Origin of the sequence: Rhodococcus sp. 27YEA15, from assembly GCF_049739425.1 — a bacterium.
GTDB lineage: Bacteria > Actinomycetota > Actinomycetes > Mycobacteriales > Mycobacteriaceae > Rhodococcus_F.
Genome location: NZ_JBMHHW010000001.1, coordinates 4,843,750 through 4,870,177 on the forward strand (window position 1 = coordinate 4,843,750; position 26,428 = coordinate 4,870,177).

Consider the following 26,428-nt stretch of genomic DNA (forward strand, 5'->3'; position numbering starts at 1 on the left):
GGCATGCACCGGTAGGAAGATCCAGCCCGCATGTATCTCACATCTGCATAACCGCAGATATTCATCTCCAATTTTCATGGTGTCCGATTTTTGTCTCATCATCATCAGGCAATGGCGGCAAATTTCTATCCGCGGGCCATATCCACGAACTTCGAGAGGTGAAGCTGGTGCGCCACAGTGATTGTCGCAGTCGGGCCGTTACGGTGTTTACCGAGAATCAGGTCGGCTTCACCACCACGGGGATCGTCGCGCTCAGTCGCGTCGGGGCGGTAGAGCAGGATTACCATGTCGGCGTCCTGCTCCAATGAGCCCGATTCACGAAGGTCGGCGACCTGCGGACGCTTGTCGGTACGCTGCTCGGGGCCACGGTTGAGCTGGCAGATCGCCACCACCGGCACTTCGAGCTCTTTCGCCAAAAGCTTGAGGCTACGCGAGAATTCGGAAACTTCTTGCTGACGTGACTCGACTTTTTTGCCGGAGCTCATCAGCTGCAGGTAGTCGATGACGATCAGCTTGATGTCGTGTTTCTGCTTGAGCCGCCGCGCTTTTGCGCGGATTTCCATCATCGTGAGGTTGGGGGAATCGTCGATGAACAACGGTGCTTCACTGATCTCGCTCATACGGCGCGCAAGCTTGGTCCAGTCGTCGTCGGTCATCTTGCCTGAGCGCATGTCACCGAGCTTGATCTTCGCCTCTGCAGACAGCAGGCGCATGACGATCTCGGTTTTACTCATTTCGAGTGAGAACATGACACTGGCCATGCCGTGCGTGATGGAACAACTTCGCAAAAAATCCATTCCCAGGGTCGATTTCCCGACTCCAGGTCTCGCCGCGACGATGATCATCTGACCGGGGTGCAGCCCGTTGGTGATCTCGTCGAGGTCCTTGAATCCGGTGGGCACACCGAGGGACAGACCACCTCGGCTGGCGATGGAGTCGATCTCGTCCATCGTGGGTTGCAGAAGCTCGGTGAGGGGCACGAAGTCTTCGGTGGTGCGGCGCTCGGTGACCTCGAATATCTCGGCCTGGGCACGGTCGACGACCTCGGCGACGTCCTGACCTTCGGTGCCCGCGTAGCCGTACTGCACGATGCGGGTGCCCGCATCGACGAGGCGTCGGAGCACCGATTTCTCCGCGATGATCTCGGCGTAGAAGCCGGCATTGGCGGCGGTGGGCACGGTCTGGGTGAGTGTCACCAGATAGGACGCACCACCGATACGACGGAGCTCGCCACGGCGGTCCAGCTCGGCAGAGACGGTCACCGGGTCGGCGGGCTCACCACGGCTGTAGAGATCGAGGATTACGTCGTAGACGGACTGGTGGGCGGGGCGGTAGAAGTCTCCGGGTCGCAGCACCTCCAGGACGTCGGCGATGGCATCCTTACTGAGCATCATGCCGCCGAGAACGGACTGCTCCGCCACCAGATCTTGTGGTGGCTGACGCCCGAATTCCTGCTCCGGCTCGTTGTCGGGAGGACCGGGATAATCGTCCGAATGGCCTCGATCGTCTACAACAGCCACCAGAACAACCTTCCTCAAGTCATGCTCGACGGCGTCGCCCGAAATCTCGACGCCCTCATCCTTTGTACCCGCCACTCCCGACAGTGCGGGGGCCTCGAACGACCTGCTCGTAGACAGACGCCGAGATGACGTTAGGGACCAAAACGTCGCTGCACAAACCGAGTTGTGGACAACTCTGTGGATGAATTGTGGAAACTCCTGAATCGAAGTGTGCACCGCCTGTGGAGAACCTGGGGACAACTACAGCGCATTCTCGAGAAAGCCCAGTTCACTGCATGTTCCATAATTCACAAGCCTGTTGATAGAAATACTTTTTCCACCGTCGGCGCGTCGCAAATTCGGGCGTGTTGAACCGCCGGATTTGCGGGGGAAGTGAGGCTGGACACTCTAGTTATCCCCAGGCTTGTCAATACTTCGAACAGGTGAAATTCGAGTAGATCGACCCCACCCGCAACAACGTCGGGCCCCGCACTCCGAATGGAATGCGGGGCCCGACGAGAAGAACTTGTCGACTACGCGCCGACGACGTTCAGGGTGAACTTGGCAACCACGTCGGGGTGCAGGTTCACGACCACGGCATGCTTGCCCGTGTTCTTGATGTGAGCCTTCGGCAACGCGATGCTGCGCTTGTCGACGACCGGTCCGCCGGCAGCCTTGATCGCAGCAGCGACGTCGGCAACGGTGACGGAACCGAAGAGCTTGCCCGAACCACCGGCGGTCTTGACCGACAGGTTTACGGATTCGAGAGCCTCGATGGTGGCCTTGAGCTCCTTGGCGTGATCCAGGCCGCGCACAGCGCGCGCTTCCTGTGCACGACGGATGCCCTCGACCTGCTTCTCGGCGCCACGGGTAGCGACGATTGCCAGTCCGCGGGGGAGCAGGTAGTTACGGCCGTAACCGTCCTTGACCTCCACGGTGTCGCCAGGCGCACCGAGGTTGTCCACGTCAGCGGTGAGGATGAGCTTCATGTTCTTTCCTCCCTTTCCTTAGCGAGCCACGGTGGCGTAAGGCAGCAGTGCTACCTCACGTGAGTTCTTGACGGCAATGGCAACGTCGCGCTGGTGCTGGACGCAATTGCCGGTGACACGACGAGCACGGATCTTTCCGCGATCGCTGACGTACTTACGCAGCAACGTCGTGTCCTTGTAGTTGATCTGCGTGTTCTTTTCCTTGCAGAAGGTGCAGACCTTCTTCTTCATAACCTTGTCGCGCAACGGCGGCTTCGGCATGTCTTTGCTCTTTTCTGAATGTTCCTGATCAGGTACGGATCAGAACGGCGGTTCGTCGCTGCTGCCGCCACCGAAGGAGCCCGAAGCCTGAGGCGCACTGCCCCAAGGATCGTCTCCACCCGAAGGTGCAGCGGCGGGACGTCCGCCACCGGATCCGCCGGAGGAACCTCCGAAGTTGCCTCCCCCACCGCCGCCGCCACGGTTGGCCTTGTTGACCTTGGCCGTGGCGTACTTCAGTGAAGGACCGATTTCGTCAACCTCGAGCTCGACGACGGTTCGCTTTTCGCCCTCACGAGTTTCGTACGAACGCTGCTTGAGCCGACCGCTCACGATGACTCGTGAACCTCGGGTCAAGCTTTCCGCGACGTTCTCGGCTGCTTCGCGCCAGATGTTGCAGCGCATGAACAGTGCATCGCCGTCTTTCCATTCGTTGGAATTACGGTCGAAGGTGCGGGGCGTGGAAGCAACCGTGAAGTTTGCAACCGCGGCACCCGCCGGGGTGAAGCGAAGCTCAGGATCAGCCGTCAGGTTTCCGATGACGGTGATGATGGTGTCGCCAGCCATGTGGTTCCTCCTGCAGTTGGTGTAAGTCCGTTGGCATCGAGCCTAGAGCTCGGTGCTGACAGAAATCACTTGTTGTGGCGCAGAACCTTCGTACGCAGAACCGACTCGTTCAGACCGAGCTGACGATCGAGTTCGGCGACGGTGGCAGGCGTGGCGTTGATGTCGATGACCGCGTAGATACCCTCGGCGTTCTTGAGGATTTCGTAGGCGAGACGACGCTTGCCCCAGACATCGACCTTGTCGATGGTGCCGCCCTGCTGGCGCACAACATTGAGGAACGTATCCAGTGAAGGAGCGACAGTGCGCTCGTCCAGGCTGGGGTCAAGGATGACCATCAATTCGTAATGACGCATAAGACCTCATCACCTCCTGTGGACTGAGTGAAAACGGCCACGGACGATCCGTGGCAGGAGGGTCGTTGCGTCAGCAACCCTCGTAGGTTACACGAGGTGCCCCTGACCTGCGAAATCGCGTCACTCATGCCACCCAACTGTTCGAAGCCCACGCTTGCCGACCCCATGGGTGCACCTTCTACCCCTAGGGTGGCTGTCATGCGAACCGACCGCAGGACTTCCACGTCGATCCTGGCATTGGTCGTGGGCCTGTGTGGGCTGGCCATGGCGTTCGGCTATGCCAACAAGGCCCGATGCGCCGGGGCGCCGTTCGCAGCCGACGGTCGGAGCCTCGTCTTCGACACCGACAAGAACCTGAACGTCTGCTACTCCGACATCCAGCTGCTGTGGCTCGGCCGCGGCATCGACCAGCATCTGTTCCCCTTCGTCACCGGCGGGATCACACCCGAGGGCTTCCTGTTCGGCGGCACCGTCGAGTATCCGGTACTCAGCGGAATCCTGATGTGGCTGGGCGGAATCGGTTCGCACACCGACGCGGACTTCCTGCTGCACTCGGCGCTGATCCTGGCACCGTTCGGGTTGGCCACCGCCTGGATGCTCGGCCGGATGAGCGGGGCGTATGCGCTGGTGTGGTCGGCGACGCCGCCGCTGGTGCTGTATTCCTTCCACAACTGGGAGCTGCCCGTCGTCGCTACCAGCGTCGGCGCGATCTTTCTGATGACCTTCGAACGAATTCCGTTGCGGATACGCGCAATAGCAGCCGCGGTGATTCTGGCGATCGGATTCTGCCTCAAGCTGTATCCGGGCATTTTCGTGCTGCCACTGATGGTGTACGTGCTCACGCGCGGCCGGGACGACAAACGCTACGACGTCCGCGGTGCGGTCATGACAGGCGCTGCTGCCGTCGCCACCGTGGTACTGGTGAACCTCCCGTTCGTCCTGATCTCCTACGAGGGCTGGCGTGCGTCGTTCAGCTTCCAGGAGAACCGCAGTGCGGACATCACCACCAACTCGTTGTGGTTCTGGGGACTTCGACCGTTCTACGGCTTCGGCGTACGCGAACTGAACTCGGACTACGATTCGATGGTCGGCATCCTGTCACCGGTGACGGTCCTGGCATCGTTCGCGCTAGCCGTCTATCTCGGGTGGCGACGCTACCTGCGGGACGGCTATTTCCCCTGGATTGCCGTCAGCGCTGCGATGCTGTGCGGATTCCTCTTGCTGCACAAGGTGAACTCGCCGCAGTACACGCTGTGGCTGCTGCCGTTTCTGGTGTTGCTGCGCATCCGATGGTTCTGGATCGTGGCCTACCTGATCGCCGACGCCGCATTGGGCGTCGGGATCTTCCGGTACTTCTACCAACTCGACATGGAATACGAGCCGAGCAAGTACGAGGCCGTGGTGCAGGCCAGCGTCTGGGGCCACGTGGTGTTGCTGGCTGTCTTCTTCTTCCTCTTCCTTCGGGTGCCGCTTCGCTATCCCCTGGCCGGGGCAGGTGACGCGGACTCCGAAAGGTCGATTGCGGCGAACGTACGCACGCCGGAGAAAGCGACGACACCATGACCATCGATTGGTTCGACGCCCCGACGCTGAGCGGCACCCGAGTTCGCCTGCAACCACTGCTCCCCGAGCACGCTCCGGCGCTGGCGGCAGCCGCCGACGACCCCGTCATCTTTCGCTGGACGTCAGCGCCGATCACCGGCGTCGACGACGCGGTCGCGTACATCGAGGCCGCAACCGGCGATTCCACCCGAGTCGCACTGGCACAGTTCGACACCCGCACCGGCATCCTGGTGGGTACCACGTCGCTGTACCAGATCGCGCCGGTTCACCGAAGTCTCGCGATCGGTTACACCTGGATCTCGCGATCCGTGCAGGGGACGGGGTTCAATCGCGAATCGAAGATGCTGCTACTCAGCCATGCCTTCGACACCCTCGGCGCGGTACGCGTGGAATGGCACACCGACGAGTTCAACGAGCAGTCCCGGGCGGCCATCACAAAGCTGGGAGCACGATTCGAGGGTCTGCTCCGCAAACACCGTCAGCGCGCCGACGGCAGCTGGCGGACCACCGCCCTGTTCTCGATGACCGACGACGACTGGCCGTCGATCACCCGATAGCTCGGCGCAGTCGGGTGGTCAGAGATCTCGCGACAGAGCCGATTCCGGACGGCTTCACGTACTCTCCGGAATCGATCAGCGACTCGATCCGCGACCACGGAACAACCATTCGGAATGCCGCGCATCTCGACGACCCGTTGGGTCCGGCCGCCACGATCGCCTCTACCCCACGCTCGAGCACTGCCCGGTCCTCCCCCAGCGCCTCCGCAAGCCAGAGAAGGCCAGGCGCGCAACGCAGATGGTTGTATGCGAACTTCGCATCGTGGGTCGTGTACTTTCGGTTGTAGGTGCCGGGAGTGTTGTACTCACCCCAGAAACCGAGCAGGTGCTGCTTCTGCGAGGAGTACCATACCGTCCCCGCCGTGCCACGCCCCTCGAATTCGTCGGTCACCGGTTGCTCAGCCGGCAACTTCTCGATGACAGCCAACAGTTCGGCTACCTCCACGTCCGCCCCTTCCTCGATCCGGTCCCCGTCGACGAGATCCCGTTACTCACCTGATGCAGACATTACGATAGGGAACTCCGGGAAGATAACGCTCCCACTCCTTCTCCGTGATGAGAGTTCCGGTGGAGGCGCAGATCCGGGCCGCCACAGCAGACGGATCCGTCCACCAGAGGCGAATCTTCTTGTCGGGCCCGCTACCGGCGATCATATCGGCCGGGCCTGCGAACTGAGCGTCGTTGATTCGAAGCTGTGTGGCCGTCAACTGGGCAAAACGCTGCGGCGCCGTCGGGTCGGCCACGTCCCACAGCCACACCGATCCGTCGCTCACACCAGCCGACAGACGATCGCCGGCTTTGTTGAACGACACCGAATAGATCGCACCCTCCGGTCCGTCGAGGCGCGCCGCCAACACCGGCGACGACGGATCATTCACATTCCACACCACCACTTTGTGATCTGCGCTCCCGGCGGCCATCAACGTGCCGTCGGGGCTGAACGTGACAGCCTGGGCATAACTTTCGAATCCGCCCACAGTAGAGATGACTCGCGGTGCGGCGCGGTCGGAAACGTCCCAGAGATCGACGTCGTTCTTCGCGTTCGCGATCGCCAGTATCGGCGAGTTGGGCCGAAACGCCATCATCTGCGGATACGATCCGGCATCGATCGACGAGAGTTGCTTCGGTGCAGTCGGATCGGCCACATCCACCAGAGCGAAATAGTTGTCGTCCTGCGAGGACACCGCCAACAGTGTCCCCAAGCGATCGAGGGTCACTACCGCGACGATGCCCTCCACATACGACTGCGGCGGACTGTAAAGCTTCGGAGCCGACGGATCGCTCAGATTCCACAGGTAGGCACCCCCGTTCGCGGTACCCGCCACTGCCAAGGTTCCGTCGGCTGACAGGGCCGATGCACCGGTGAGACGGTCGTCGGCGAGGGGAGCCATGTCCGGCATCAGGATCGGACGCTCCAAGTCTTCGGTGTTCCACGCCTGCATCGCACCACCCCTCGCACCGACACCGGCCAGTAGACGTGATCCGTCAGCGGAGAAAGGACTGGTGAAGATCGTATCTCGCGCACCGGCCCATACCGGCCCAGGCATCGACCACACCCGGGTCACCCCACTCAGACCGCCGGTGACGAGAATCCGCCCGTCCTCGCTGTAGTCCACCGTCGTGATCGCACCGACGTCCGGCAGAACCTCGATCAGCTCACCCGTCCGGGGATCCCAGATCCGCACCGAGTTGTCGGAACTTCCGGCAGCGAGCCGGGTTCCGTCCTTGCTGTAGTTGAGTTCGTTGACGTAGCTGGCAAACCCGGGCAGTGCCGGTAGCGGACGCGGACGAACTGGATCGGTCATGTCCCAACGCGCAACTTCACGACCCGTCGTACCGGCGGCCAGCTCACGACCGTCCGGACTGAACGCCACTCCGAGATAGTGATTGCTGGTGCCGTCCGGATCGGCTGCGAAAAGTGGTGCAGCAGATGGATCTTCCCACTTCGCGACGTCCCACACCCGCAGCGTGCTCTGGCGCCCACCGGCAACGAGCAGCCGACCGTCCGGGCTGAATGTCGCCGTCGCAACTCCTGTCGCCGGATGCGGGTACGAAGGCAGTGCGACGGCCTCCGCGGAACCGGTGACGTTCCAACGCAACACGTCCGGTGTCGACGTACCTGCGATCAGCTTCGAACCGTCCGGGCTGAATTCCAGATCCTGCACCACGTGATCGGCGTCGACGGGCAAAATGCCACGCACCGGATTCTTCGGATCCGACACATTCCACAATGCGCCGCCGCCGACGCCGCCGGTAGCCAACAGACGCCCGTTCGGGCTGAACGAGACCGCATACAGCGGCGATCCGTCCGTCACCCCGACGAACTCCGAGAGCGGCGACGCCGACGCAACACCGTCGACAACCGGGTACAGCCTTACCTTTCTGTCCGAACTCGCCGCGGCAACAACGGTTCCCGTCGGATTGATGCGAGCCTTCATGGCGCCGGGCGGACCGACCAGCCGCGTCGGAGCATGAACACCGGACGCATCCAGTAGCACCGAGCGCGCCTCGGTGGTCTGGTCGACCTCGAACGCCGCCAATGCTAGTTGCGCGGCAAGGGAGGGGTCCTGCTCGCGCATACGAACGGCCGCAGTGGCAACCTGACGCGACATCGCCTCGTCACGGGCCGTGTTCGCCACGACGCGCTGACGATTGGCGCCGATGCCCGCGATCGTGGCCACAACGGCAAGCACGAGGGCAATCACGGATGCCGTGGCCAGCGCGGAGACCAGTCGGCGCAGCAGGCGCGTGCGGCGCTGCGCCTCGTTCTCCTGCTGTTCGCGATGCACGATGCTCGATGCCAGGAACTCACGTTCGGCCGTATTGAGGTCGGCTGCACGGGTGGCTCCAGGTTCCGGATCGAGGCCCACCTCACCCGAACTCAGCCACTCCTCCGTCAGCTGGAGCCTGGCCGTCCCCATCAACGCACTGGGATCTCGGCCACTGTCTTCCCACGCCTGCGCCGAGTACGTGAACCTGCGGTGCACCGCCAACCCGGCACGATCGGAATCTATCCAATTCCGCAGCCGACTCCATGCCGACAGTAAAACCTCGTGCGAGACCTCCACCGTCTCCTCGGCAACAGTGAGAAGCCGACGTGACGCGAAGAGGTCCACGACGGTGTTCACGTCGTCGACGTCGTCACCGTGGAACAGTTCGGTCCTCGGCGCACGTCGACGGGTCTGTGTGGCTTCGTCGACGTTGACCAATCGCAGGAAGATCCGGCGCGCCAATTGCTGCTGGCGCCCTGTCAGCTCCGAATACACTTCCTCCGCACTCTGCTGAACGGCTCCTGCGATCCCGTCGGTGGCGTAGTAGTCGGAAACGGTCAAAGTCTTGCGCATCGAACGATGCCACGTCCCCAACAGCGCGTGTGAGAGCAACGGCAACGCACCCGGATCGCTCGCGGAATGCGAACCGCGCGGAGTCAACTCGCTCACCAGCAACTGGACCAGTTCGTTCTGCACGGACATCCCGGCCTTGTGCGCCGGTTCGACGATCACCTCGCGCAACTGCTCCTCGGTCAGTGGACCGACCACCATCGGGGAATCGTCCAGCAACGGAAGCAGTGCCGGTTCCGACGCCGCCGATCCGTAGAAATCGGCGCGCATCCCGATCACGACGACGGCGTTTTCGTCGAGCCGCAGGAGAACGTGCAGGAACTCTGCGCGTTGATCCTGATCGCACTGCGTCCACAGCTCCTCGAATTGATCGACGATCAGGACTGTGGGCTCGCGGCCGAGCGTCGCAGGCACAGGTCCGGAACCCGGTTGCAATGTTTCCACTCGCCACCCGTCGAACCGGGAATCGCTGCCGGCTATTTTCGCCGCGAGACCCGCCCGCAGCAACGACGACTTTCCCGAACCCGACGCTCCGATGACCATGAACTGCCGACGGCCTTCGCCACATATCGCCGACGCCACCCGCCGGGCCAGAACTTCGGTGAGTTCGTCGCGACCGAAAAACCAGTCCGAATCCTTCTGCCGGAACGGTTCGAGACCTCGGTAGGGGACAGTTGTCCCGCCTCGTCGCCTGGCCGTCAGTGTGCGGACGCGGTCGGCCGCGCTGACCCAACGCTGCTGTTCGATCTCCGATTCGACACCACACACCGTGAGAACCGCCAGAAACATCGGGGTGCTCGCTCGTGTCGGCAGATGCCGGCCGGAGAACCATCCGCTGACGGTGCCGTGCAGACCACCCGACCGTTCGACCGCATCGCGGATGGTCAGCCCGGCGGCCACTCGAACATGGGTGAGGTCCTCCGCGAACTGGGCTCGTGACTCGATTGCAGCGGGATCGACATTGCTGCTTTCGGAAAGATCCGACTTCGACGGCATAACGAGTGACTGTATCCGCGCAGCTCACGAAGTGTTCGGTGTACGGAGTGTGTATCGGCATTGTCCGTGGGCCGAATTTCGGCAGCGTCGGGCGCAATGATCGGAGAGCCGTTCATCGAGCGTCGAATCGTCCGCAGCCACGGGCCACCACAGTCGCCGAATCCCACCGCCTCTCTCCCGAGCCGAAAGGTGCCCGCCCACCATGGAATTACTACATGCCACACAAACCGTCCAGGGAAATCTGGTTCGTATCGGACACCACCGGACAGTCGATCGAGTACCACGGTTGAGTCCCCGCGAAATCGAAGTTCTACTCACCTGGCTTCGTTCGGACACCAAACGCGACGCCGCCCAGAAACTCGGACTGGGAATCGGAACGATCAACACACACATCACCCGCATCAGAACGAAGTACAACGACGTCGGGCGACCTGCCTCCACCAAATCCGCCCTGTTCGCGCGCGCAATCCAGGACGGACATACAACGCTCGACCAGTGGTGACCGGTAACTAACCGACCAAACCGTCTGATTTCATGCCAAGATTCACATCATGAGCGATCAGGGCGGATACGGATACCCGGGCAACGCCGACTGGCAACTCCAGCCGCCCTACGGCCCACGCCCCACCAACACCCTCGCCGTCCTGGCATTGGTTTTCGCGTTTCTGTTCGCACCGTTGGGAATCGTGTTCGGTCACATTGCGCGCAACCAGATCAGAAAAAGCGGTGAAGACGGGGACGGACTCGCTCTCGCCGGACTGATTCTCGGCTACATCTTCACCGGCCTCGGCGTCCTCGCGGTAACAGTCTGGATCGCGTTCTTCGGGCTGCTCACAGCCGCATTGAACGAGTCCAGCTCACAGAGCTATCCGTACACCCCGCAGAACTCGTACTCGGCGACCGCCACCCGCCCGCCGACGGTCCCACCCCGCACCACGACCCCATCTGCGACCCCATCTGCGACCGCAACGCCGCGTCCGACGACGGCAGTCGGTCCCGCGCCTACCGTCAGCGGCACCGACCGGCAGGGTTTCCGCTACGACGGCCCCAGTTGCAACGCGAACAATCCGGCGGTCGCCGTCGCCGTGACCACCGGATCGCGAGTCGTCATCTGCCAGACCGGCGTCGGCCGCTACTACTACAAAGGGGAACGGCTCAGCGACGGCGCCGTCATCGAACTCGACGATCCGGTTCGCACCGCGGACGGTTTCACCGTCACCAACAAGGACGTCACGTACAAGCTCACCAGCGCCGGCCTGAGCATCAGCGCCAACGGAACCCAGCTCGGCAACGAACCGGCCCTGGAGTTCTGGATCAATTGATCGATACCGGTTCGGTCGTCTCCCCGGCCTTGTGCACCCGTGGACGGAACCACTTCGGTAGCCACGACGGCGGAGCGTCCGGCGCACCGTCGAGTACGCCGCCCACGGGATCGTCGATGCCGCCCGCACGCACCAGATCGTCGCCGGGGCGATAGATCTGCCGCAGCACCACGGCGCAGAGAACGAGAACGGCGATGTCGCGAATCACAACGGTGCCGGTGAACCATTGCTCGGGCAGTCCCTTGTTGGAGACTCCGAGGTAGTACATCATTCGCGGCACCCACACGAGCGCGTCGATGGTCATCCAGGCGAGCAGAAGACGCCGATGTGGCAGTGCCAGCACGGCGAGGGGCACCAACCACAGCGAGTACTGCGGACTCCACACCTTGTTGGTGATCAGGAATCCCGCGACGAGCAGGAAGCACAGTTGCGCGACGCGGGGACGCCGCTGCGCGGTCAACGCCACGTACCCGATCCCGACGCAGACTGCGACGAAGAGCAGCAACGACACCGCATTGAGATTCGACGGCGACTCACCCTGCGCCAGCGGCCCGTCCAGCCCTGTCCACGACGTGAAGGACGCGATGACGTTGTAGATCGAATCGGGGTCGGCGCCGCGCTCGGAATTGAGGCGGAAGAACTCGTACCAACCGTGTGGATACAGTGCTGCGATCGGTAGGTTCACCGCCAGCCAGGCGGCCACTGCACTGAGCAGAGCCGTCGACCACTCCCGCATCTTCCCGGTCCGCAGGCACAACACCAGCAACGGCCCGAGCAGAAGGAGGGGATACAACTTCGCGGCCCCACCCAGTCCGAGCAGGATACCTGCGAGTACCGGCCGTTTACGCGCCCACGCCAGCAACCCACCAGCGGCGAAAGCCGTGGCCAGAGGATCGAAGTTCGTGAACACGTGCACGATCACCAGCGGCGAGCAGGCGATGAGGGCACCATCCCACACCCGACGCCCGGCCAGTAGAGTGCTCGCCCACACCGTCACCAACCAGGCCAGCGCCAATCCGAAAGCGACCACGTTGAAGTACAGCGCTACCTGGATGGCGCCGGGCAACCACGTCACCGAATCCCATGCCTTTGCCACCTTCATGGCCCCGTACTGATAGAGCCCCGACAGGACCGGATATTCCATGTAGCGGACTTGAACCGTACCGTCGCCGCGAGTCTCCTCCCAGGACGTCTTGTACGGGAACGCGCCCTGGTCGAGGCGTTCGGCGCCGTACAGCGGGACCGTGTCCGAGTAACACATCGCCACGTACTGCCGGCTACCACTCCAGTCCAACCCGACCTGGCCCTCGCCGATGGACGTCTGCTGAATACACCCGGCTTTGGTCGACCAACCCAGCGCGAGAAAGACCACGGCGAGAAGCAAGATCACGCGCATCGGAGTGAAGTATCGGGATCGCCCCACGAGCGCGTGCCGACCGATCGGGCCTCCGACCGCACCTGCGAGCGCGGACGACATGGCGTCGTTTCTGCTGGGAACATCACGCCAGTCCGCCGAACGAAGATCGTCGGCGAGCGGGGCCGGAGAATCGAACGACCTAGTCGACGAATCGGTCGGTTCGGGTTGGTCTACATTCGCGGCCACTCCGCGAGGCTACCGCCCCGAACCTCCCGTTCACCCATCTACCGGCCCGGGGCGGGGACCGCCGGCTCCTGCGGCGTCGTCTCGCCGACACCCGGCACCTCGGGCACAGTCGTGGTCGGTCTGGACAACCCCGGAATCGGGATCGTGATCCCCGGAACGATCTCCACCTGGGTGGTGGTCACGACAACCGGCGGCGTGGGTTCCGTGGTGACGGAGGTGCTGGGTTCCGTCGTCGGCACCGAAGTGGTGCGCGGTGGTGCAGGCGCGGTGTACTCCGGAACGCCACCGGCCTGACCGTTGATCTTTCCCGGCGTCGGGAACTTCTCGTTGTCCGATCCCGCCAGCGCGTCGTCCATCGTGTCCTTCCAGATATCGGACGGCAGACCGGAGCCGTAGATCATGGCGCCGTTGGAGTTGGTGATCGCCGTGGCATCAGGAGTGCCCACCCAGACCGCCGTGGACAGTGACGGCGTGTAGCCGACCATCCAGGCGTCCTTGTTGGCCCCGGTGTCACCGAGCTGCGCGGTTCCCGTCTTTGCCGCCGACAGTCGGCCACCGGCGAGGTTGTGTCCACGCGAGTACGCCGCAATCGGTTGCATCGCCGAGGTGACATTGTCGGCCACGGCGGCATCGATGACATTCTCGCCGGCCGGGGCGCCGCGGTCGAGCAACACTGTTCCGTCCGCTGCAACGACTTTCTGTACGAAGTGCGGGGCGTGATAGACACCGGACGCAGCGAGTGTCGCGTAGGAGGACGCCATGTCCAGGACACGTGCCTGGTACTGACCGAGCACGATGCCGTTGTTGGGTCCGGAACCGTCCGGTTCGGTAAGTGTCGGGCCGACACCCGGAATCGTCTCGGGGATTCCGGCCTTGTGCGCTATATCCGCGATCTCCTGGGGGCCGTTGCCGTCGAGGCTGAGCATCTGGCGGTAGAAGCTGGTGTTCAGCGACCGCTTGAGTGCTTCGGCGATGGTGCAGGTACCGCAGCTTTCGCCTTCGACGTTGCCGATGGAAATACCGTTGACGGTCAGCGGCGAGCTGTCGTACATCTGCGAGAGCGGAATGCCCTGATCCAGGGCCGCGGCCAAACCGAACACCTTGAACGACGATCCGGTCTGCAAACCGGCGTTCGCGAAGTCGTAACCCAGACCGTCCTCGCCGCCGTAGTAGGCCTTGACCGCGCCGCTACGCGGATCGACGGACACCACCGCAGTACGCAGATCGTCCGGCTCGCCCTTCATGTTGGAGCGGGCCGCGTCCACCGCAGCCGCCTGCGCCTTGGGGTCGATGGTGGTGGTGATCTGCAGGCCCTCGGTGTTGAGTAACTGTTCGCTGATTCCGGCGTCGGCGATCTCGCGCAGTACCTGGTTCTTGATCAGCCCTTCGGGACCGGTCGTGCCCTGGCTGCCGTTGTCCACCTGTGCCAGCGGAATGAATGCCGGGTACTGGGTGGTCGCACGAGTAGCCGCGTCGAGCGTGCCGGCGGACACCATGCCGTCGAGGACGTAGTCCCAACGGGATTTCGCTCCCGTCGGGTTGGTTTCGGGATCGAGAAGCGAGGGCAACTGGATCGACGACGCGAGAACGGCGCCCTCGGCGACGTTCAACTGGTCGATCGGCTTACCGAAGTACGCCTTGGACGCCGCACCGATCCCGTACGCACCGCGACCGAAGTAGATGGTGTTCAGGTACGCCGCAAGGATGTCGTCCTTGGACCATTCGTTCGCCATCTTCGAGGAGATGACGAGTTCCTTCATCTTTCGGGTCAGTGACCGCTCGGAACCGACGAGGGCCTGCTTCACGTACTGCTGGGTGATGGTCGAACCACCGCCTGCGCTGTCACGACCGAGGACGTTGTCGCGGGCGGCACGCGCGAACCCGGTCACCGAGAAGCCGGGATTGGTGTAGAAATCGCGGTCTTCCGCAGCAAGTACGGCGTTGCGGACCGGGACCGGGATCTGATCGAGCGTCACCTCGGTGCGGTTACCTTCCGGCGGCACGACGGTGCTCATGACGGTGGTGCCGTCCGATGCGAAGATCGTCGCCACCTGGTTCGCTTTGAGATCGCCCGGTTTCGGGACGTCCTGCACGATGTACGCGGCCATGAACGCCAACACGGGCAGCACCAGACCTAACGCGACGAGCACGTATGCCGTGCGACGGACCGTGCGCCAGCGTGATTTCTTCTTCACGGTGCCTTTCTTGCCCTGTGGAGGTTGGCCGTCGCCGGTACCTCCACCCGATCCGCCGGTCGGCGGCTTCGTCGGAGGCGGCCCTGCCGGCGGACGAGCACTGCTCCGAGGGGACGCGCCGGCAGCCGCGGCCACCCGCTGCGTCGGATCGGCTTCACTCTTGGTCAAGTCAGGTCGTGCGACGCGCTGCGTCGAATCATTGCCCGGCCGCGGTGGCGGACCAGCCGGGCGACCCTGCGGAGGCGGACCGACAGGGCGACCCTGCAGCGGCGGACCGACAGGGCGACCCTGCGGCGGCCGACCACCCTGCGGAGCAGGACCGACAGGACGACCACCCTGCGGAGCAGGACCGACAGGACGACCACCCTGCGGAGCAGGACCGACAGGACGACCACCCTGCGGCGGACCAGCCGACGGGCGACCCTGCGGCGGCGGACCGACAGGGCGACCCTGCGGGGGCCGACCACCCTGCGGAGCAGGACCGACAGGACGACCACCCTGCGGCGGACCAGCCGACGGGCGACCCTGCGGCGGCGGACCGACAGGGCGACCCTGCGGAGGCGGACCCGACGGACGACCACCCTGCGGCGGACCGCCCGGTCGGTTGGGGCCGGCCGGCCGATCGCCGGGATTACGGTTGTCGGACGAACTCACGAATCAAATCTCCAGTGGTCATGGACCGATCACGCGCAGACTTCGATCGGCTCCTACTTCGGTGTGGCGTTACTCGCTGGCCGTGCGCCGGCTCGGTGGGCGTGCTCGCCGCGGACGCGGCGGCGCAGGCACTGCGCCGAGCACATAGGACTGCACCAGATGGTTCCAGCTGCAGGAGCGGCACACCTCTACAACGTGCACCGTGAACTCCTCCGATGTTTCGGCTAACCGAGCGAGCTCGTCGGACGTTCGAGCCGAACCCGAAATCTGGCCGAGCTTGTCGCCGAACACCCAGGACACGAGCGTCAGCTGTTCCTTGCGGCAGATGGGACAGACGACGTCGCTGCCCCGGCCGTGGAATTTCGCCGCCCGGAGGAGGTACGGATCTGCATCACAGACTTGCTTGACGCCGGTCCTACCCGCAGACACCTCGGCCAGCACAGACCGACGCGCTAGCGCGTAGTCCACAACTTGCCGCTGTATCCGCACTCGACCAGAGTACGTGCGTCATCGAGCTTGGCGACTGTTCGGGAGGGTCACGATGAACACATTTGCGACTCTCAGGACGCAACGACCAGCAATTATCATCGGAACCTGTGAGTTCCTCCAGAACGCCCGCCACCCGCGCCCGCGATACCGACCGTATCGAGACCTGCGCGAGGCTGGACGCCGCGTACGCCGACGGCCAGCTGGGTGCCGTCGAATATTTCGAGCGCACCGAGCAGGCCCGGAATGCGGCCACGGTGGTCGAGTTGGCGTCGTTGGTCGGTGATCTTCAAGAGGCCCGGCCGCGAACCCGAGCGCGATCACCCCGTGTGGCGCTTCACCGCAAGGTTCTCTACGTGTCGCTGGCCGTTGCGGCGGTGGTCGGGGCCATCGCGGTGGTCGCGGCGCTGCGCGGACCGTTGGAGCCGTCGGCGGACGTGGTGGAGCGGTTCGCCGCGAGCACCGAGTCCTCCGCGCCGGCGTCTGTGCCGTTTTCTCCGGGTGGCATCGACGACGTCTTCGAGTCCTTCGTGACCGCGTACGGTTCCGACCCGGTTCGGGTTGCCACCTTCTATCCGGATCGAGCGGTGATCGGCCGCATCGACGAATCGGGGAACGTCCGGAACTTCGATTTTCGCGGCACCTTCACACCGTCCGACGAACCCGTGTCGGTGACCGGCACCACGGACGTGGATCTCACCGAAGTGAACCTCGACGCCTTGGCGTCGACGATCGCGCAGTCCCCCGCCGCCCTCGGTGGCACCCGCGTGGACCACGTCACCGTGGCCGATTCGGGCGCACCGGTGATCAGTGTGTATGTCGTCGACGACGCGGGCGCCTACACCGGCGTTCACAAGATGACCTTCGACGGCACGGTGTTCTGACCGTGCCGTCCGGAAATTAGGATTCTCGGCGTGGCCAAGAGATATCCGCCGAACACGCGCGCCGGGAACCGGGACCGGGAAGCAACCGCAGTCGTGGTAGACGCCGCCTTCGGGGACGGACAGTTGAACGCCGCCGAGCATCACGCTGCGGCGACGGCGGTGGCGAAGGCCCGCACCCTCGACCAACTTGCCGCCGTGGTCGCCGATCTGCAAGGTGCCGTAAGCCCGCCGGTGGATCGGCGCCGTCCACCGAAGCGACCCGTGCCGTGGTTCGCGGCTGCGACGGTGGTGGCAGCGCTGGTAGTCGGTGGCGGCGCCTACTCACTCACCCACCGAGATCCTGCGGCGCCTCGGTCTGCGGCCGCGACTGCCGTTCTCGCCGACCCCGAGCCACTGGTGATCCCCACGCCCTTCATGGCAAGCGCGGACGGGATCGCCCTGTTCCGTGACCGATTCCGGGAGAAGTTCGGCAACACCGTCGTCGACGAGGTCAGTTTCACCGAAAGCTCGGCATATCTGTCGATGGCCGTCCCCGGGCAACCCAACCGGAAGATCAGTTACAGTTTTCGTGGCGGCTTCGGCGTGAGCGGCGAGCTGGAGAGTCGCAAGATCGATACTCCGACAGTCGATCTCGACGACATCGACCTCGGCGCTCTGCAACGAACACTCGAGGAAATCCGAACATCTGTCAACGTACCGGACGCACAGGTCTACTACATCTCCTACGCTGACGAGGAACCGCCGAGCCTCCACATTTCGGCGAAGAACAGCTTCGGCGAGGGCGGATATGTCATCACCACTGCCTCAGGTGAACTCGTCCGCGCCTCCGCGTTCTCAGATTAGGAGTCAGGCCATGCCTTCGAGTCCCGCACCGTCGAAACGCGCCAGAGACTCCGACCGAACGGACACCTGCGGGGTGCTCGACACCGCCCTCGTGGACGGGCAGATCCGGGCGGAAGAGCACGAGGATCGTACATCGAAAGCCATGTCCGCGAAAACTATTCGTGACCTCCAAGTACTGGTCGACGATTTGCAGATCCCCTCCCGCTATCTGGACAGCGAAGTGGTCCGACCGCGATTGCCTGCGCCGCCGAGGTCCCTGAAGGTCGCCGCAGCGGTCGTCGTCGTCGCGGGAATCGTCGGGGCCCTGATCGGTTCGGCCACCAATTCCGACAGTCCGGCGTTCGGCGACGCACCGGCGATACCGGATCTGGCGACCGGCCGGGGCATGGCACAGCTCATCGAGGACTACCGAATCGAATTCGGGGACACCGTCGTCGACACCGTTCAGCTGAGGACCGACAACGCCACCGTCGAACGTGCGGACCCCGACCAGCCGGGAACCTACGTGAGCTACACCTACAGTGGCGAATTCAAGTCCTGGTCGACGCCGTCGCCGCGAAGAACCGGAACCCGGACGGTCGATCTGTCGACGGTGGACGTCGACGTTCTGGCACGTCTGATAGCCGGTGCCCCGGAGACACTCCGCGTGCCGGGCGGAGTGGTCGATCAGATCAGTATCGACTACGCGAACGACGATCCGCTGACCGAGCCGACCGTCTACGTGTACGTGAGGAACGAAGCTCGCGACTCCGGCCATCTGGAGACCACACTGTCCGGTGAACCGCTGAGCGTCTACCCGTTCACACCCTGAGCCGCGAGGCGGCTCCGAACCCACGCCACCACCAGGTCACGGGTGGGCTCGAGTACGTCGTCGGAAAACGTCGCCCGCGCAGAGTGATTGGACGGCAGATCACTCTCGTCGCTGGTGCGGGCTCCGACGAGCAGGAACACGCCGGGTACCTCGCGGAGAATCCACGAGAAGTCCTCGGAGATCCCGATCGGTTGCTGCAGGCGGGTGATCGACGTGCCGAGTCGTGTGGCGACGGCATCGAGTCCGTCCAACTCTGCCCCGTCACTGACCGTCGGCACGGTGTCCCGGGTCAGCACCACCTCGGCGGCGACGCCGTGAGCGTGTGCGACCCCGTCGACGGTGCGGCGCACGATCGACTGCAGCCGTATGTCCGTGTCCTCGGAGAAGCTGCGGATCACCCCGGACAAAGAAGCGTTGTCGGGTATGACGTTCCGCGCCTCACCGGCGCGGAGCGAGCCGAACACCACCGTTGACGGCTCGAACATCGAGACTCCGTGGGACGCGGCGATCCCCACGGCCCCAACGGCTTCCGCTGCGGCGGTGAGCGGGCTGTGGGCCAGGTGCGGCGAGGAGCCGTGGCCGCCGCTACCGGTGATGGTCACGTCCACGAGCGTCGAACCAGACAGGACGGCGCCGTCGCGTGAGGCGAATTCGCCGGGACCGAGCAGGTGCGCGAGAACGTGCAACCCCAGCGCCGCCACCGGGCGCGCGCCGGAGACGTCCAGGAGGCCTTCCTCGAGCGCCAGTTTCGCACCACCGTGGCCCTCTTCTCCCGGCTGGAAGAAGAAGACGGCGTCGCCGGCCAGATCGGCACGCTTGTCCTGTGTTTCCAGCGCCGCCGCGAGCACGATCGCCATGTGTGCGTCGTGCCCGCACGCGTGCATCGCACCGTTGTCGGAGGCCCAGTCGAGGCCGGTGTCCTCGGCGACCGGGAGCGCGTCCATGTCGGAGCGAACCAGGACGGTAGGCACGCGCGAGGGGTCCGAGCGGTCCACGTCACCGCCGCGTACCACAGCCGTCACAGACGACATCGCGGTACCGAGTGTCAGTTCGATCCCCGATCCGACGAGTCGATCGAGCAGATAGGCCTGAGTCACTGGGAGGTCGAGGCCCACTTCGGGAACGGCGTGCAGGTCGCGGCGCACCGCGACGATGTCGATGCTCACAGAGTGCTCCAGATGTCGCAGGTGACGGTCAGTTCGCCACCGTCGGTGTCGTCGAGGGTGAACGAGTGCAGCGCGCCCGGTCCGGGCGTCGTCACCAGTTCGGTGGGCCCGTTGCTCAGGCCGTCCGGTTCGCCAGGCCCGTGCAGGTGGATCGTGCGGAGTCGACGCGGCCCGTGCGTCGCGCCTGGGAATGCCTGGCCTGCGGGGCGCTCGAGCCGGAACGGCAGGTCGGGGCGGATGATCGCCTGGTCGCAGCCGACGAGGCGAACACTGACGCCCGCGCGGCTGAGCGGGACGGCGTCGTCCCCGACTGCGCCGGCCACTGCCCACGCCGCCAGGGCTCGGTTCTGGGCGAGCGCGGCCGTGACCAGCCGTCCGAAGGGATGCTGCGCGGCCGCGGCGGGGTCGTCCACCGTCGCCAGTTCCAGGTAGGACTCCCCCATCGGAATGATGAGGTTGCTGGTGCCGATGCCGTCGTGACAGCCACCGCCGCGCACGTCGAGACCTGTCACTTGCGACACAATTTGTGCAGCTTTCTTCAAGTCGCGATGTACGAGAACTATATGATCTACGCGCACGTTCACCGTGATCCGTTTTCCCTTTCGTGAGGTCGAGGTCCATGTCTTCAGCCAGTTCCCCGAGTAGTCCGGATGAGCCGGGGCCGAGGTCCGCAGCTGATGCCGCGATTCTCAAGATCGGCCACGTCGCCAGTATCGTCGGTGTGTCCACTGCGCGAATTCGGTTGTGGGAGCAGGAACGCCTGATCACCCCGCATCGCACCGATTCCGGGCAGCGGATGTTCTCGATGCAGGACGTCAAACGACTCGAGAAGATCCGCAAACTCCTCGAATCCCGATCGATGACGGTCGTCGGTGTCCGTCAGGCACTCGACGGTGACATCGAGGACGACGTTCCTCCCTCGGAAGACGACATCGGAGCGATCGGGGCCCGGGTCAAGGAGCTTCGGCGCCGGAACAGGATGAGCCTGCGTGACCTTTCCCAGGAAATCGCGATCAGTCCTTCCGCGTTGAGTGCCTTCGAGCGCGGGCTGAGCAAACCCAGTATCGGGCGGATCACCCAGATCGCGCACGCTCTCGGAACGACCACCCCGGAACTCCTCGGCATGCCTGCTTCCGAGGACCGGATGATCGTCCGTGCCGACGAACGCGAAGTTCTCCCCCTCGAGGTCGAGGGCGTCCGGATCGAAAATCTCTATCAGTCGTCGACGGTGCTGCAGTCCCAGATGGTCACCATCGAACCCGGTTTCGGCAGTGGTGAACCCATGACCCATGCGGGGGAAGAGTTCCTCACCGTCGTCGCCGGTAGCGTGGAGATCGTTCTCGATGGCGTCGAAGCCGTCTTCCTCGCCACCGGCGACTCGATGACGTTTCCCAGTACTCGCCCGCACACCTACGCCAATCGTGGCACTGTCACCGCTCGCGTAGTGTGGGTGAACACTCCCCCGACGTTCTAGGGCCTGCGCCCCTGTGCGCCGTCGTGATCGTGAGGACTACCGGGCAGGCGCACGGGGGATGGCAACCGCCCGAATGGGCGAGCCGGTTCCCCCGACGAGGTGCAGTGGCAGCCCGAAGTAGTCGAAACGCGTGTTGACCAACTGCCCGAGATTCTGCAGATGTTCGGTGTTCACGATTCCGTACTTCTTGCACACCATGTGTCCCGCGAAGCTGTCGTCGAGACTGTTGTCGATTGCATTACAGTCGGTGCCGATGTTCACCACACCCTTCTTGGCCAGGTATTCGGCACCTGCCCAGGAGAATCCGGGATTCTCGTCGATGTACTTGCGTTCGGGGAACCAGCGATCACCGTAGTCGAACCAGGCAAGTACGATATCGCCCGGCCTGATCTGCTCACCGGCTTCGGCCAGCGCTCGCTCGGCGATCTCGATGTCCGCGACGCCTGCCGAGCCGTGCGAGATTGGATCGGGCCCTTCGAATTTCACATGCGAGAGATCGAGGCAGACGGCGGAGCCGTAGTAATACGCCAACGGAGTGTTGTCGATGGTGGCGCCGTCGGGGTCGTACTCGATGGTGGCGTCGGCGTGGGTGCCGGCGTGCTCGCTGATCACCAGGTTGCGGGCGTAGAAGCCGTCCTTGGTCCCGTACATGGCCTTGAACTGCTCGTGAGTCTGATTGACCGGCGTGAAGGTGCGCTGGTGGCCGAACCACATCGGCATGCCCTCGTACACCGGCCTGGTCAGGTCCACAATCGGTTGCCGGTTCTCGAGCAGGTGATCACCGAGTAGTGGGCTCTGCTCTCTGGCAACGGTATCCGGTGTCGCGGTCATGCGGTATCTCCTTCAGGTTCTCCCACGGCAAACGAGCCGAAGGTGCGATCGAAATACGTCAGTGGTCCGGCAGAATCAGCGTGATCGCCGGCCCGCGCCGACACCACATCTGCCACTACGAGCACGTGGTCGACGGCCTCCACCATGAAGACCACTGCGCATTCGATGTTGTACAGAGCGCCGTCGATCGCGGGCAGCGAAAAGCGAGGCCCAGGGCTGCACAGTTGTTCCTCGGCAATGAATTTCGGCTTTCCGGGGGCGGCAAGATCGGCAGCGAGGGCTACCTTCTCTTCAGACAGGATGGCGACGCCGAACCGCTCGTGCTCGGCAATGTAGCGGGCCGTGACGTTGGTCTTGTTCACCGACAACGAGATCCGGGCCGGATCAGCCGAGAACGAGGATACCGAGCTGAGCGTCAGACCCCATGGGCGGCCCTCGACTTCGGTGGTCACCACGACGATGCCGCTCGCCAGCTTGCGCATCGAGGCGGCAAAATCCTCGGCGGGCACGCACGGGTGGGTGGTGCCGGCTGCTGCACGAAGCGACGCAGTGCGCCTGTCCATCACCGGCGCGCCCATCAGGCGATCCCCACGTAGTCGCGGACGCGGCGGGCAGCTGCCGAGCGATCGGTCTTGGAGTAGACGAGGTTGCGAACAAACGCCGGCGGGGTGGCATTGACGTTCTCGAAAAGTCCGACGCGGCCCGCATGTGCGCCGGCAACGAGATCCCAGACGAAGTTGAAGAAGGTGTTCTTGTCCCGCGCGGATACACCGGTTCCGGGGAAGAACTCTTCCATCCGGGCGCCGAATTCCGGATGGTCCCAGACTTTCTCGGGCCAGCGAGCGATAAGTGCTTGCCCGCACAGATCACGCAGCAGGTAGGTGATGCGGGGGTAGTTCTCGATCGAGTAGAGGCGGCCGGCCGTCGTCAGTTCCGGGTTCGGCACGTGCAGCCCGCACCACTCGACCGACTCGTGAACGGTGGCGAGCGAGTACGCCTTGAGGGTCTGCGCGTAGAGCGTGATGTCGGCGACAGCGGCCTGCACACCGGGAATCTTGTCGGTGCCGAGGATTTCGGTGATCACCTGGGCGACGCCGGTGAACATCTCGGCCCGGAATGCCAGGCGGGTCATCACCGACCACAGCGAGTACGCGCAGGATTCGTAATACAGGTCGAGCAGTCCAAGGTTGTACTTGCTGAAGACGTACTCACGCGGAATGAAGACGTTGTCGAAGATGATCGTCTGGTCGAGCTCTTCACCGGCGTGGTCGAGGGGGTGATCGTTGCGCGGAGTGTTCATCTTCGCCGTCGGCTCGCGCAGGATGAGCGAGAGACCGGGAGAGTTGACCGGGATCGCCGCCCAGATGGCTGCTTCCGGTCCGACACCGCCACCGAGAGTGGTCGAGAGAGTGAAGAAGTGCGCGAGGGAGCCGATGCTACCGGCGACCTTCGCACCCGAGATGACGATACCGTCGGGCCGGTCCTCGACGATTCGGAGCTGCGAAGGGCGTTCGTTACGCGGAATGCTCTTGTCGGACTGTGGGTCCGCGATGAGATCTGTGCTGAGTAGATTGTGATCGCCGGAGATCTGCACGAAATCACGGATGTTCTGCGCGAATTCGGGATTCTCCGCTTCGATCCGGTCGATCGTCGAGAGGAAGCCGAGAGCCATCATGGCCCCGTAGTCGTTGGGGCGGCCGTACATACCCATCGTCTTCTGCGTGATCAGTCGTGTTGCTTCACGTTTGGCCATCAGATCGGCGCGGGTGCGAGGAACCTGCCAGCCGATAGCGCGGCGACCACCGTCGTCGTCGACGTAGGTGAGGGTGTCACGGGTCTCGGGATCGAACTGGGCGTCCTGAATACCGGCCAGAGTGTTGACGGCGCGCAGGTCGGGGTGGGTGGTGACATCCTCGATGTCCTCACCCTGCGAGGAAATGATGCGCCGGCCGTCCCGTAGCGAGGCCTTGTACTGATCACCGGTGAGCAGGTGCCCGCCGGTCTGCGAGAGCTGTTCGGTGACCTTGTCGATGCGCAGTCTCCGGGCGTCGAGCGTGGGGTTGGTCATGATGTTCCTTTCGGTGATCAGCCGCGGATGACCGCGATGGCTTCGGCTTCGATGAGGAAGCCGTCGTACATGAGTCCGGCGACGCGCACGCCGGTACCGGCAGGTCCTTCGTCGGGGAGGAATTCCATCCGAACGCGGGTCATCGTCTCCCAGTTCTCCTGAACCTGGTCGCCCGAACCGTCGAAGCAGTAGTAGGTGTTGAGTTTGACGACGTCATCCCAGGTGGCACCGGCCTCGGCCAGTACTGCGGTGAGAGATTCGAATACGTTGCGGGTTTGCGTCTCGATATCGCCTTCGCCGAGGACGTTTCCTTTTTCGTCCGACGAGAGTTGGCCGCCGGTGAACACGAGGTTCCCGATCCGCCACCCCTGCGAGAACGGGGTCTTGATGTGGTGTGTCCAGGTGCTGTTCATCAGCCGCTGACGGTCGGTGCCGTCGCCGACGAGATCGGCCAGTTCGGTCCCGGTCATGAATGTTCCTTTCGGTGAGCGATTTTCAGACGGTGGCTACGGCGAGAGCCGGAGTGCGCTTGGCAGAGAGTCGAACGAGCGCGAGGTAGAGGAAGAAGCTGGCCACCGAGCCGACGAGCCAGGACACGTCTACCCCGTTCATGGCTGCGGCGACCGGCCCGGTGAAGAAGTCACCTGACATGAAAGGCATTTGGATGACGAATCCGAGGACGTAGGTAATCAGTGCCGGAACGTTGAAGGCACCGTAGCCGGCGTTGACGTCGCTGAACGCGGCAATGTCGTACTGCCCCTTGGCAATCATGTAGTAGTCGACCAGATTGACGATACTCCAGGGAATGAGCAGGCACATCAGGAAGTGAATGAAGTTGGAGTAGTTCACGAGGAAATTGTCCGCGAACAGCAGGGCCACCATGAATGCGACGACGGCAGTGCAGGTGGCTACGACATTACGTGCGAAAGCGCCTGGATTCCAGTCTGTTCGGAAGGTCTGTATCAGTGTGAGGGTGCACAGAGACGGCCCGTACAGGTTGATCACAGCTGCGTCGAGGGCACCGAGGAAGAGCATGACGAGGACGAAGACACCGACCGGGCCGGGCATGATGTCGAGCAGTTGGGCGACGCTGCCGTCGCCACCGGCCGAGGTCACCAGAAGCGCGCCGAGGGTCATGACGGGTATCGCTCCGACGACGGCTCCGAGATAGGTGTACCAGAAAGCCTCACGGGCGGGAGTTGCGACGGGAAGATAGCGAGAGTAGTCGGAAACATAAGGTGCATAGGCGATCTGCCAGGTCGCAGCAATCGACGTCATCCCGAGGAAACCTATCACGCTGAACCCTGTTTCCGCCGAGGCGACGGATCCACCACCGGCGGCATGGAAGGTGAACACGGCGATCAGGACGACTGCGATTCCGAAGAGTACGAGCAGTGCCCGGTTGAGGCGGTGAATGAACTCGTAGCCGAAAATGACCGCCACCAGAGTGAGCGCCGTGGTCGAGACCAAGGCAACTGCAGGATCGAGGGCGGGAACCAGGGCGACGAGGGTGTCGCGGGCCAGGACGATGATGGAGGCGAGGAAGCCCAGGTACATCAGGATGACGACGACCAGCACGAGCAGCGATCCGTACATCCCGAATTGTCCGCGAGCTTGAATCATCTGCGGCACACCGAGCTTGGAGCCCTGAACCGAGTGCAGGGCCATGAAGACGGCACCGACCAGGTTACCGAGGATGATCGCGGCGATGGTCGAGAAGATGTCGAGTCCGTACACAGTCGGCCCCAGCACTCCCATCACGAGGGTGAGGGGCATGATCTGGACGCCGAACCAGACCGAGAACAGGTGGCGGGCGGTACCGGTGCGACGCTCTTCCGGTACGGGTTGGATCGTGAGGTCCTCGATGAGCGAGGAATCAGTGGTCTTCATTGGCACCTCTGCAAGGCGTGAGTAGTGAGAAGTGGAGCCGATCGGGTGATGTACGGATAATCTACAACTGTGCGGCAA

At 63.6% G+C, this 26,428-nt stretch carries 25 protein-coding genes; 8 read left to right on the plus strand and 17 right to left on the minus strand.

What is annotated here, in order from left to right; all coding sequences use genetic code 11:
- Positions 1–125: 125 nt before the first annotated feature.
- The 5 genes from dnaB to rpsF form a co-directional block, all read right to left on the minus strand.
- Positions 126–1,520 carry a replicative DNA helicase gene (gene dnaB / locus ABH922_RS22715; protein WP_424809072.1) on the minus strand — a complete coding sequence of 465 codons (1,395 nt, stop codon included), beginning with the start codon at positions 1,518–1,520 and terminating at the stop codon, positions 126–128.
- Between the two features lie 512 nt (positions 1,521–2,032).
- Complete coding sequence (gene rplI / locus ABH922_RS22720; RefSeq protein WP_424809073.1) at positions 2,033–2,488, minus strand: 50S ribosomal protein L9; 456 nt, start codon at positions 2,486–2,488, stop codon at positions 2,033–2,035.
- An 18-nt stretch (positions 2,489–2,506) separates the two neighbouring features.
- A complete protein-coding gene (rpsR, locus tag ABH922_RS22725; RefSeq protein ID WP_003941245.1) occupies positions 2,507–2,749 on the minus strand; it encodes a 30S ribosomal protein S18 in 243 nt (80 codons plus the stop codon).
- A 39-nt stretch (positions 2,750–2,788) separates the two neighbouring features.
- Positions 2,789–3,313, minus strand: a complete 525-nt coding sequence (locus tag ABH922_RS22730; RefSeq protein ID WP_424809074.1) for a single-stranded DNA-binding protein — start codon at positions 3,311–3,313, stop codon at positions 2,789–2,791.
- A 65-nt stretch (positions 3,314–3,378) separates the two neighbouring features.
- Positions 3,379–3,666 (minus strand): 30S ribosomal protein S6, encoded by a 288-nt coding sequence (gene rpsF, locus ABH922_RS22735; protein ID WP_424809075.1) that lies wholly within the window; start codon positions 3,664–3,666, stop codon positions 3,379–3,381.
- 198 nt (positions 3,667–3,864) lie between these two features.
- Between rpsF and ABH922_RS22740 the strand changes: the two genes are divergently transcribed.
- Positions 3,865–5,229, plus strand: a complete 1,365-nt coding sequence (locus ABH922_RS22740) for a hypothetical protein (protein WP_424809076.1) — start codon at positions 3,865–3,867, stop codon at positions 5,227–5,229.
- Positions 5,226–5,786 (plus strand): GNAT family N-acetyltransferase, encoded by a 561-nt coding sequence (locus tag ABH922_RS22745; RefSeq protein WP_424809077.1) that lies wholly within the window; start codon positions 5,226–5,228, stop codon positions 5,784–5,786. Before ABH922_RS22740 ends, ABH922_RS22745 begins: the two co-directional genes overlap by 4 nt.
- Here the strand turns inward: ABH922_RS22745 and ABH922_RS22750 are convergent.
- Complete coding sequence (locus tag ABH922_RS22750; protein ID WP_424809078.1) at positions 5,776–6,231, minus strand: hypothetical protein; 456 nt, start codon at positions 6,229–6,231, stop codon at positions 5,776–5,778. The genes ABH922_RS22745 and ABH922_RS22750 overlap by 11 nt on opposite strands.
- A gap of 46 nt (positions 6,232–6,277) precedes the next feature.
- Complete coding sequence (locus ABH922_RS22755) at positions 6,278–10,123, minus strand: hypothetical protein (RefSeq protein ID WP_424809079.1); 3,846 nt, start codon at positions 10,121–10,123, stop codon at positions 6,278–6,280.
- 202 nt (positions 10,124–10,325) lie between these two features.
- On the opposite strand from ABH922_RS22755, the gene ABH922_RS22760 reads away from it, so the two are divergent.
- Both ABH922_RS22760 and ABH922_RS22765 read left to right on the plus strand, forming a co-directional pair.
- Positions 10,326–10,625: a LuxR C-terminal-related transcriptional regulator gene (locus tag ABH922_RS22760; protein ID WP_424809080.1), complete on the plus strand. Its 300-nt coding sequence runs from the start codon at positions 10,326–10,328 to the stop codon at positions 10,623–10,625.
- A 49-nt stretch (positions 10,626–10,674) separates the two neighbouring features.
- On the plus strand, positions 10,675–11,445 hold the full coding sequence (locus ABH922_RS22765; RefSeq protein WP_424809081.1) for a DUF4190 domain-containing protein: 771 nt from the start codon (positions 10,675–10,677) through the stop codon (positions 11,443–11,445).
- Here ABH922_RS22765 and ABH922_RS22770 read toward each other — a convergent pair.
- The 3 genes from ABH922_RS22770 to ABH922_RS22780 form a co-directional block, all read right to left on the minus strand.
- Positions 11,438–13,048 carry a glycosyltransferase family 87 protein gene (locus tag ABH922_RS22770; protein ID WP_424809082.1) on the minus strand — a complete coding sequence of 537 codons (1,611 nt, stop codon included), beginning with the start codon at positions 13,046–13,048 and terminating at the stop codon, positions 11,438–11,440. The genes ABH922_RS22765 and ABH922_RS22770 overlap by 8 nt on opposite strands.
- A gap of 38 nt (positions 13,049–13,086) precedes the next feature.
- The gene (locus ABH922_RS22775) at positions 13,087–15,243 is read right to left on the minus strand and encodes a transglycosylase domain-containing protein (RefSeq protein WP_424809762.1); all 2,157 of its coding nucleotides are present in this window, start codon (positions 15,241–15,243) and stop codon (positions 13,087–13,089) included.
- 723 nt (positions 15,244–15,966) lie between these two features.
- Positions 15,967–16,386, minus strand: coding sequence for a DUF5318 family protein (locus ABH922_RS22780; RefSeq protein ID WP_424809083.1), 420 nt, complete (start codon positions 16,384–16,386; stop codon positions 15,967–15,969).
- 107 nt (positions 16,387–16,493) lie between these two features.
- Between ABH922_RS22780 and ABH922_RS22785 the strand changes: the two genes are divergently transcribed.
- The 3 genes from ABH922_RS22785 to ABH922_RS22795 are packed head-to-tail and all read left to right on the plus strand — an operon-like array spanning position 16,494 to position 18,921.
- Positions 16,494–17,267, plus strand: a complete 774-nt coding sequence (locus tag ABH922_RS22785; RefSeq protein ID WP_424809084.1) for a DUF1707 SHOCT-like domain-containing protein — start codon at positions 16,494–16,496, stop codon at positions 17,265–17,267.
- 30 nt (positions 17,268–17,297) lie between these two features.
- Entirely contained in the window at positions 17,298–18,110 is an 813-nt protein-coding gene (locus ABH922_RS22790) for a DUF1707 SHOCT-like domain-containing protein (protein ID WP_424809085.1), read from the plus strand.
- Between the two features lie 10 nt (positions 18,111–18,120).
- Positions 18,121–18,921 (plus strand): DUF1707 SHOCT-like domain-containing protein, encoded by an 801-nt coding sequence (locus ABH922_RS22795; protein ID WP_424809086.1) that lies wholly within the window; start codon positions 18,121–18,123, stop codon positions 18,919–18,921.
- Here ABH922_RS22795 and ABH922_RS22800 read toward each other — a convergent pair.
- Positions 18,903–20,087, minus strand: a complete 1,185-nt coding sequence (locus ABH922_RS22800; RefSeq protein WP_424809087.1) for a M20 metallopeptidase family protein — start codon at positions 20,085–20,087, stop codon at positions 18,903–18,905. The genes ABH922_RS22795 and ABH922_RS22800 overlap by 19 nt on opposite strands.
- Positions 20,084–20,671 carry a VOC family protein gene (locus ABH922_RS22805; protein ID WP_424809088.1) on the minus strand — a complete coding sequence of 196 codons (588 nt, stop codon included), beginning with the start codon at positions 20,669–20,671 and terminating at the stop codon, positions 20,084–20,086. Before ABH922_RS22805 ends, ABH922_RS22800 begins: the two co-directional genes overlap by 4 nt.
- A 35-nt stretch (positions 20,672–20,706) precedes the next feature.
- Between ABH922_RS22805 and ABH922_RS22810 the strand changes: the two genes are divergently transcribed.
- Positions 20,707–21,561 carry a MerR family transcriptional regulator gene (locus ABH922_RS22810; protein ID WP_424809089.1) on the plus strand — a complete coding sequence of 285 codons (855 nt, stop codon included), beginning with the start codon at positions 20,707–20,709 and terminating at the stop codon, positions 21,559–21,561.
- Positions 21,562–21,597: 36 nt separating this feature from the next.
- Here ABH922_RS22810 and ABH922_RS22815 read toward each other — a convergent pair whose 3' ends face one another.
- Genes ABH922_RS22815 through ABH922_RS22835 form a run of 5 tightly spaced genes read right to left on the minus strand, consistent with a single transcriptional unit; the run spans position 21,598 to position 26,350 of the window.
- Entirely contained in the window at positions 21,598–22,392 is a 795-nt protein-coding gene (locus ABH922_RS22815) for a cyclase family protein (protein WP_424809090.1), read from the minus strand.
- Entirely contained in the window at positions 22,389–22,970 is a 582-nt protein-coding gene (locus tag ABH922_RS22820; protein WP_424809091.1) for a flavin reductase family protein, read from the minus strand. Before ABH922_RS22820 ends, ABH922_RS22815 begins: the two co-directional genes overlap by 4 nt.
- The gene (locus ABH922_RS22825) at positions 22,970–24,460 is read right to left on the minus strand and encodes a 4-hydroxyphenylacetate 3-hydroxylase N-terminal domain-containing protein (RefSeq protein ID WP_424809092.1); all 1,491 of its coding nucleotides are present in this window, start codon (positions 24,458–24,460) and stop codon (positions 22,970–22,972) included. Before ABH922_RS22825 ends, ABH922_RS22820 begins: the two co-directional genes overlap by 1 nt.
- Before the next feature lie 17 nt (positions 24,461–24,477).
- Positions 24,478–24,930 (minus strand): RidA family protein, encoded by a 453-nt coding sequence (locus ABH922_RS22830; RefSeq protein ID WP_424809093.1) that lies wholly within the window; start codon positions 24,928–24,930, stop codon positions 24,478–24,480.
- 25 nt (positions 24,931–24,955) lie between these two features.
- Positions 24,956–26,350 carry a purine-cytosine permease family protein gene (locus tag ABH922_RS22835; RefSeq protein WP_424809094.1) on the minus strand — a complete coding sequence of 465 codons (1,395 nt, stop codon included), beginning with the start codon at positions 26,348–26,350 and terminating at the stop codon, positions 24,956–24,958.
- Positions 26,351–26,428: the final 78 nt, after the last annotated feature.

Coding starts and splice junctions, on each gene's coding strand:
- ABH922_RS22730 (WP_424809074.1), bottom strand. CDS start 3,313: ATGGCTGGCGACACCATCATCACCGTCATCGGAAACCTGACGGCTGAT.
- ABH922_RS22810 (WP_424809089.1), top strand. CDS start 20,707: ATGTCTTCAGCCAGTTCCCCGAGTAGTCCGGATGAGCCGGGGCCGAGG.
- ABH922_RS22795 (WP_424809086.1), top strand. CDS start 18,121: ATGCCTTCGAGTCCCGCACCGTCGAAACGCGCCAGAGACTCCGACCGA.
- ABH922_RS22825 (WP_424809092.1), bottom strand. CDS start 24,460: ATGACCAACCCCACGCTCGACGCCCGGAGACTGCGCATCGACAAGGTC.
- ABH922_RS22815 (WP_424809090.1), bottom strand. CDS start 22,392: ATGACCGCGACACCGGATACCGTTGCCAGAGAGCAGAGCCCACTACTC.
- rpsR (WP_003941245.1), bottom strand. CDS start 2,749: ATGCCGAAGCCGCCGTTGCGCGACAAGGTTATGAAGAAGAAGGTCTGC.
- ABH922_RS22740 (WP_424809076.1), top strand. CDS start 3,865: ATGCGAACCGACCGCAGGACTTCCACGTCGATCCTGGCATTGGTCGTG.
- ABH922_RS22765 (WP_424809081.1), top strand. CDS start 10,675: ATGAGCGATCAGGGCGGATACGGATACCCGGGCAACGCCGACTGGCAA.
- ABH922_RS22820 (WP_424809091.1), bottom strand. CDS start 22,970: ATGGGCGCGCCGGTGATGGACAGGCGCACTGCGTCGCTTCGTGCAGCA.
- ABH922_RS22755 (WP_424809079.1), bottom strand. CDS start 10,123: ATGCCGTCGAAGTCGGATCTTTCCGAAAGCAGCAATGTCGATCCCGCT.
- rplI (WP_424809073.1), bottom strand. CDS start 2,488: ATGAAGCTCATCCTCACCGCTGACGTGGACAACCTCGGTGCGCCTGGC.
- rpsF (WP_424809075.1), bottom strand. CDS start 3,666: ATGCGTCATTACGAATTGATGGTCATCCTTGACCCCAGCCTGGACGAG.
- ABH922_RS22835 (WP_424809094.1), bottom strand. CDS start 26,350: ATGAAGACCACTGATTCCTCGCTCATCGAGGACCTCACGATCCAACCC.
- ABH922_RS22745 (WP_424809077.1), top strand. CDS start 5,226: ATGACCATCGATTGGTTCGACGCCCCGACGCTGAGCGGCACCCGAGTT.
- ABH922_RS22830 (WP_424809093.1), bottom strand. CDS start 24,930: ATGACCGGGACCGAACTGGCCGATCTCGTCGGCGACGGCACCGACCGT.
- ABH922_RS22760 (WP_424809080.1), top strand. CDS start 10,326: ATGGAATTACTACATGCCACACAAACCGTCCAGGGAAATCTGGTTCGT.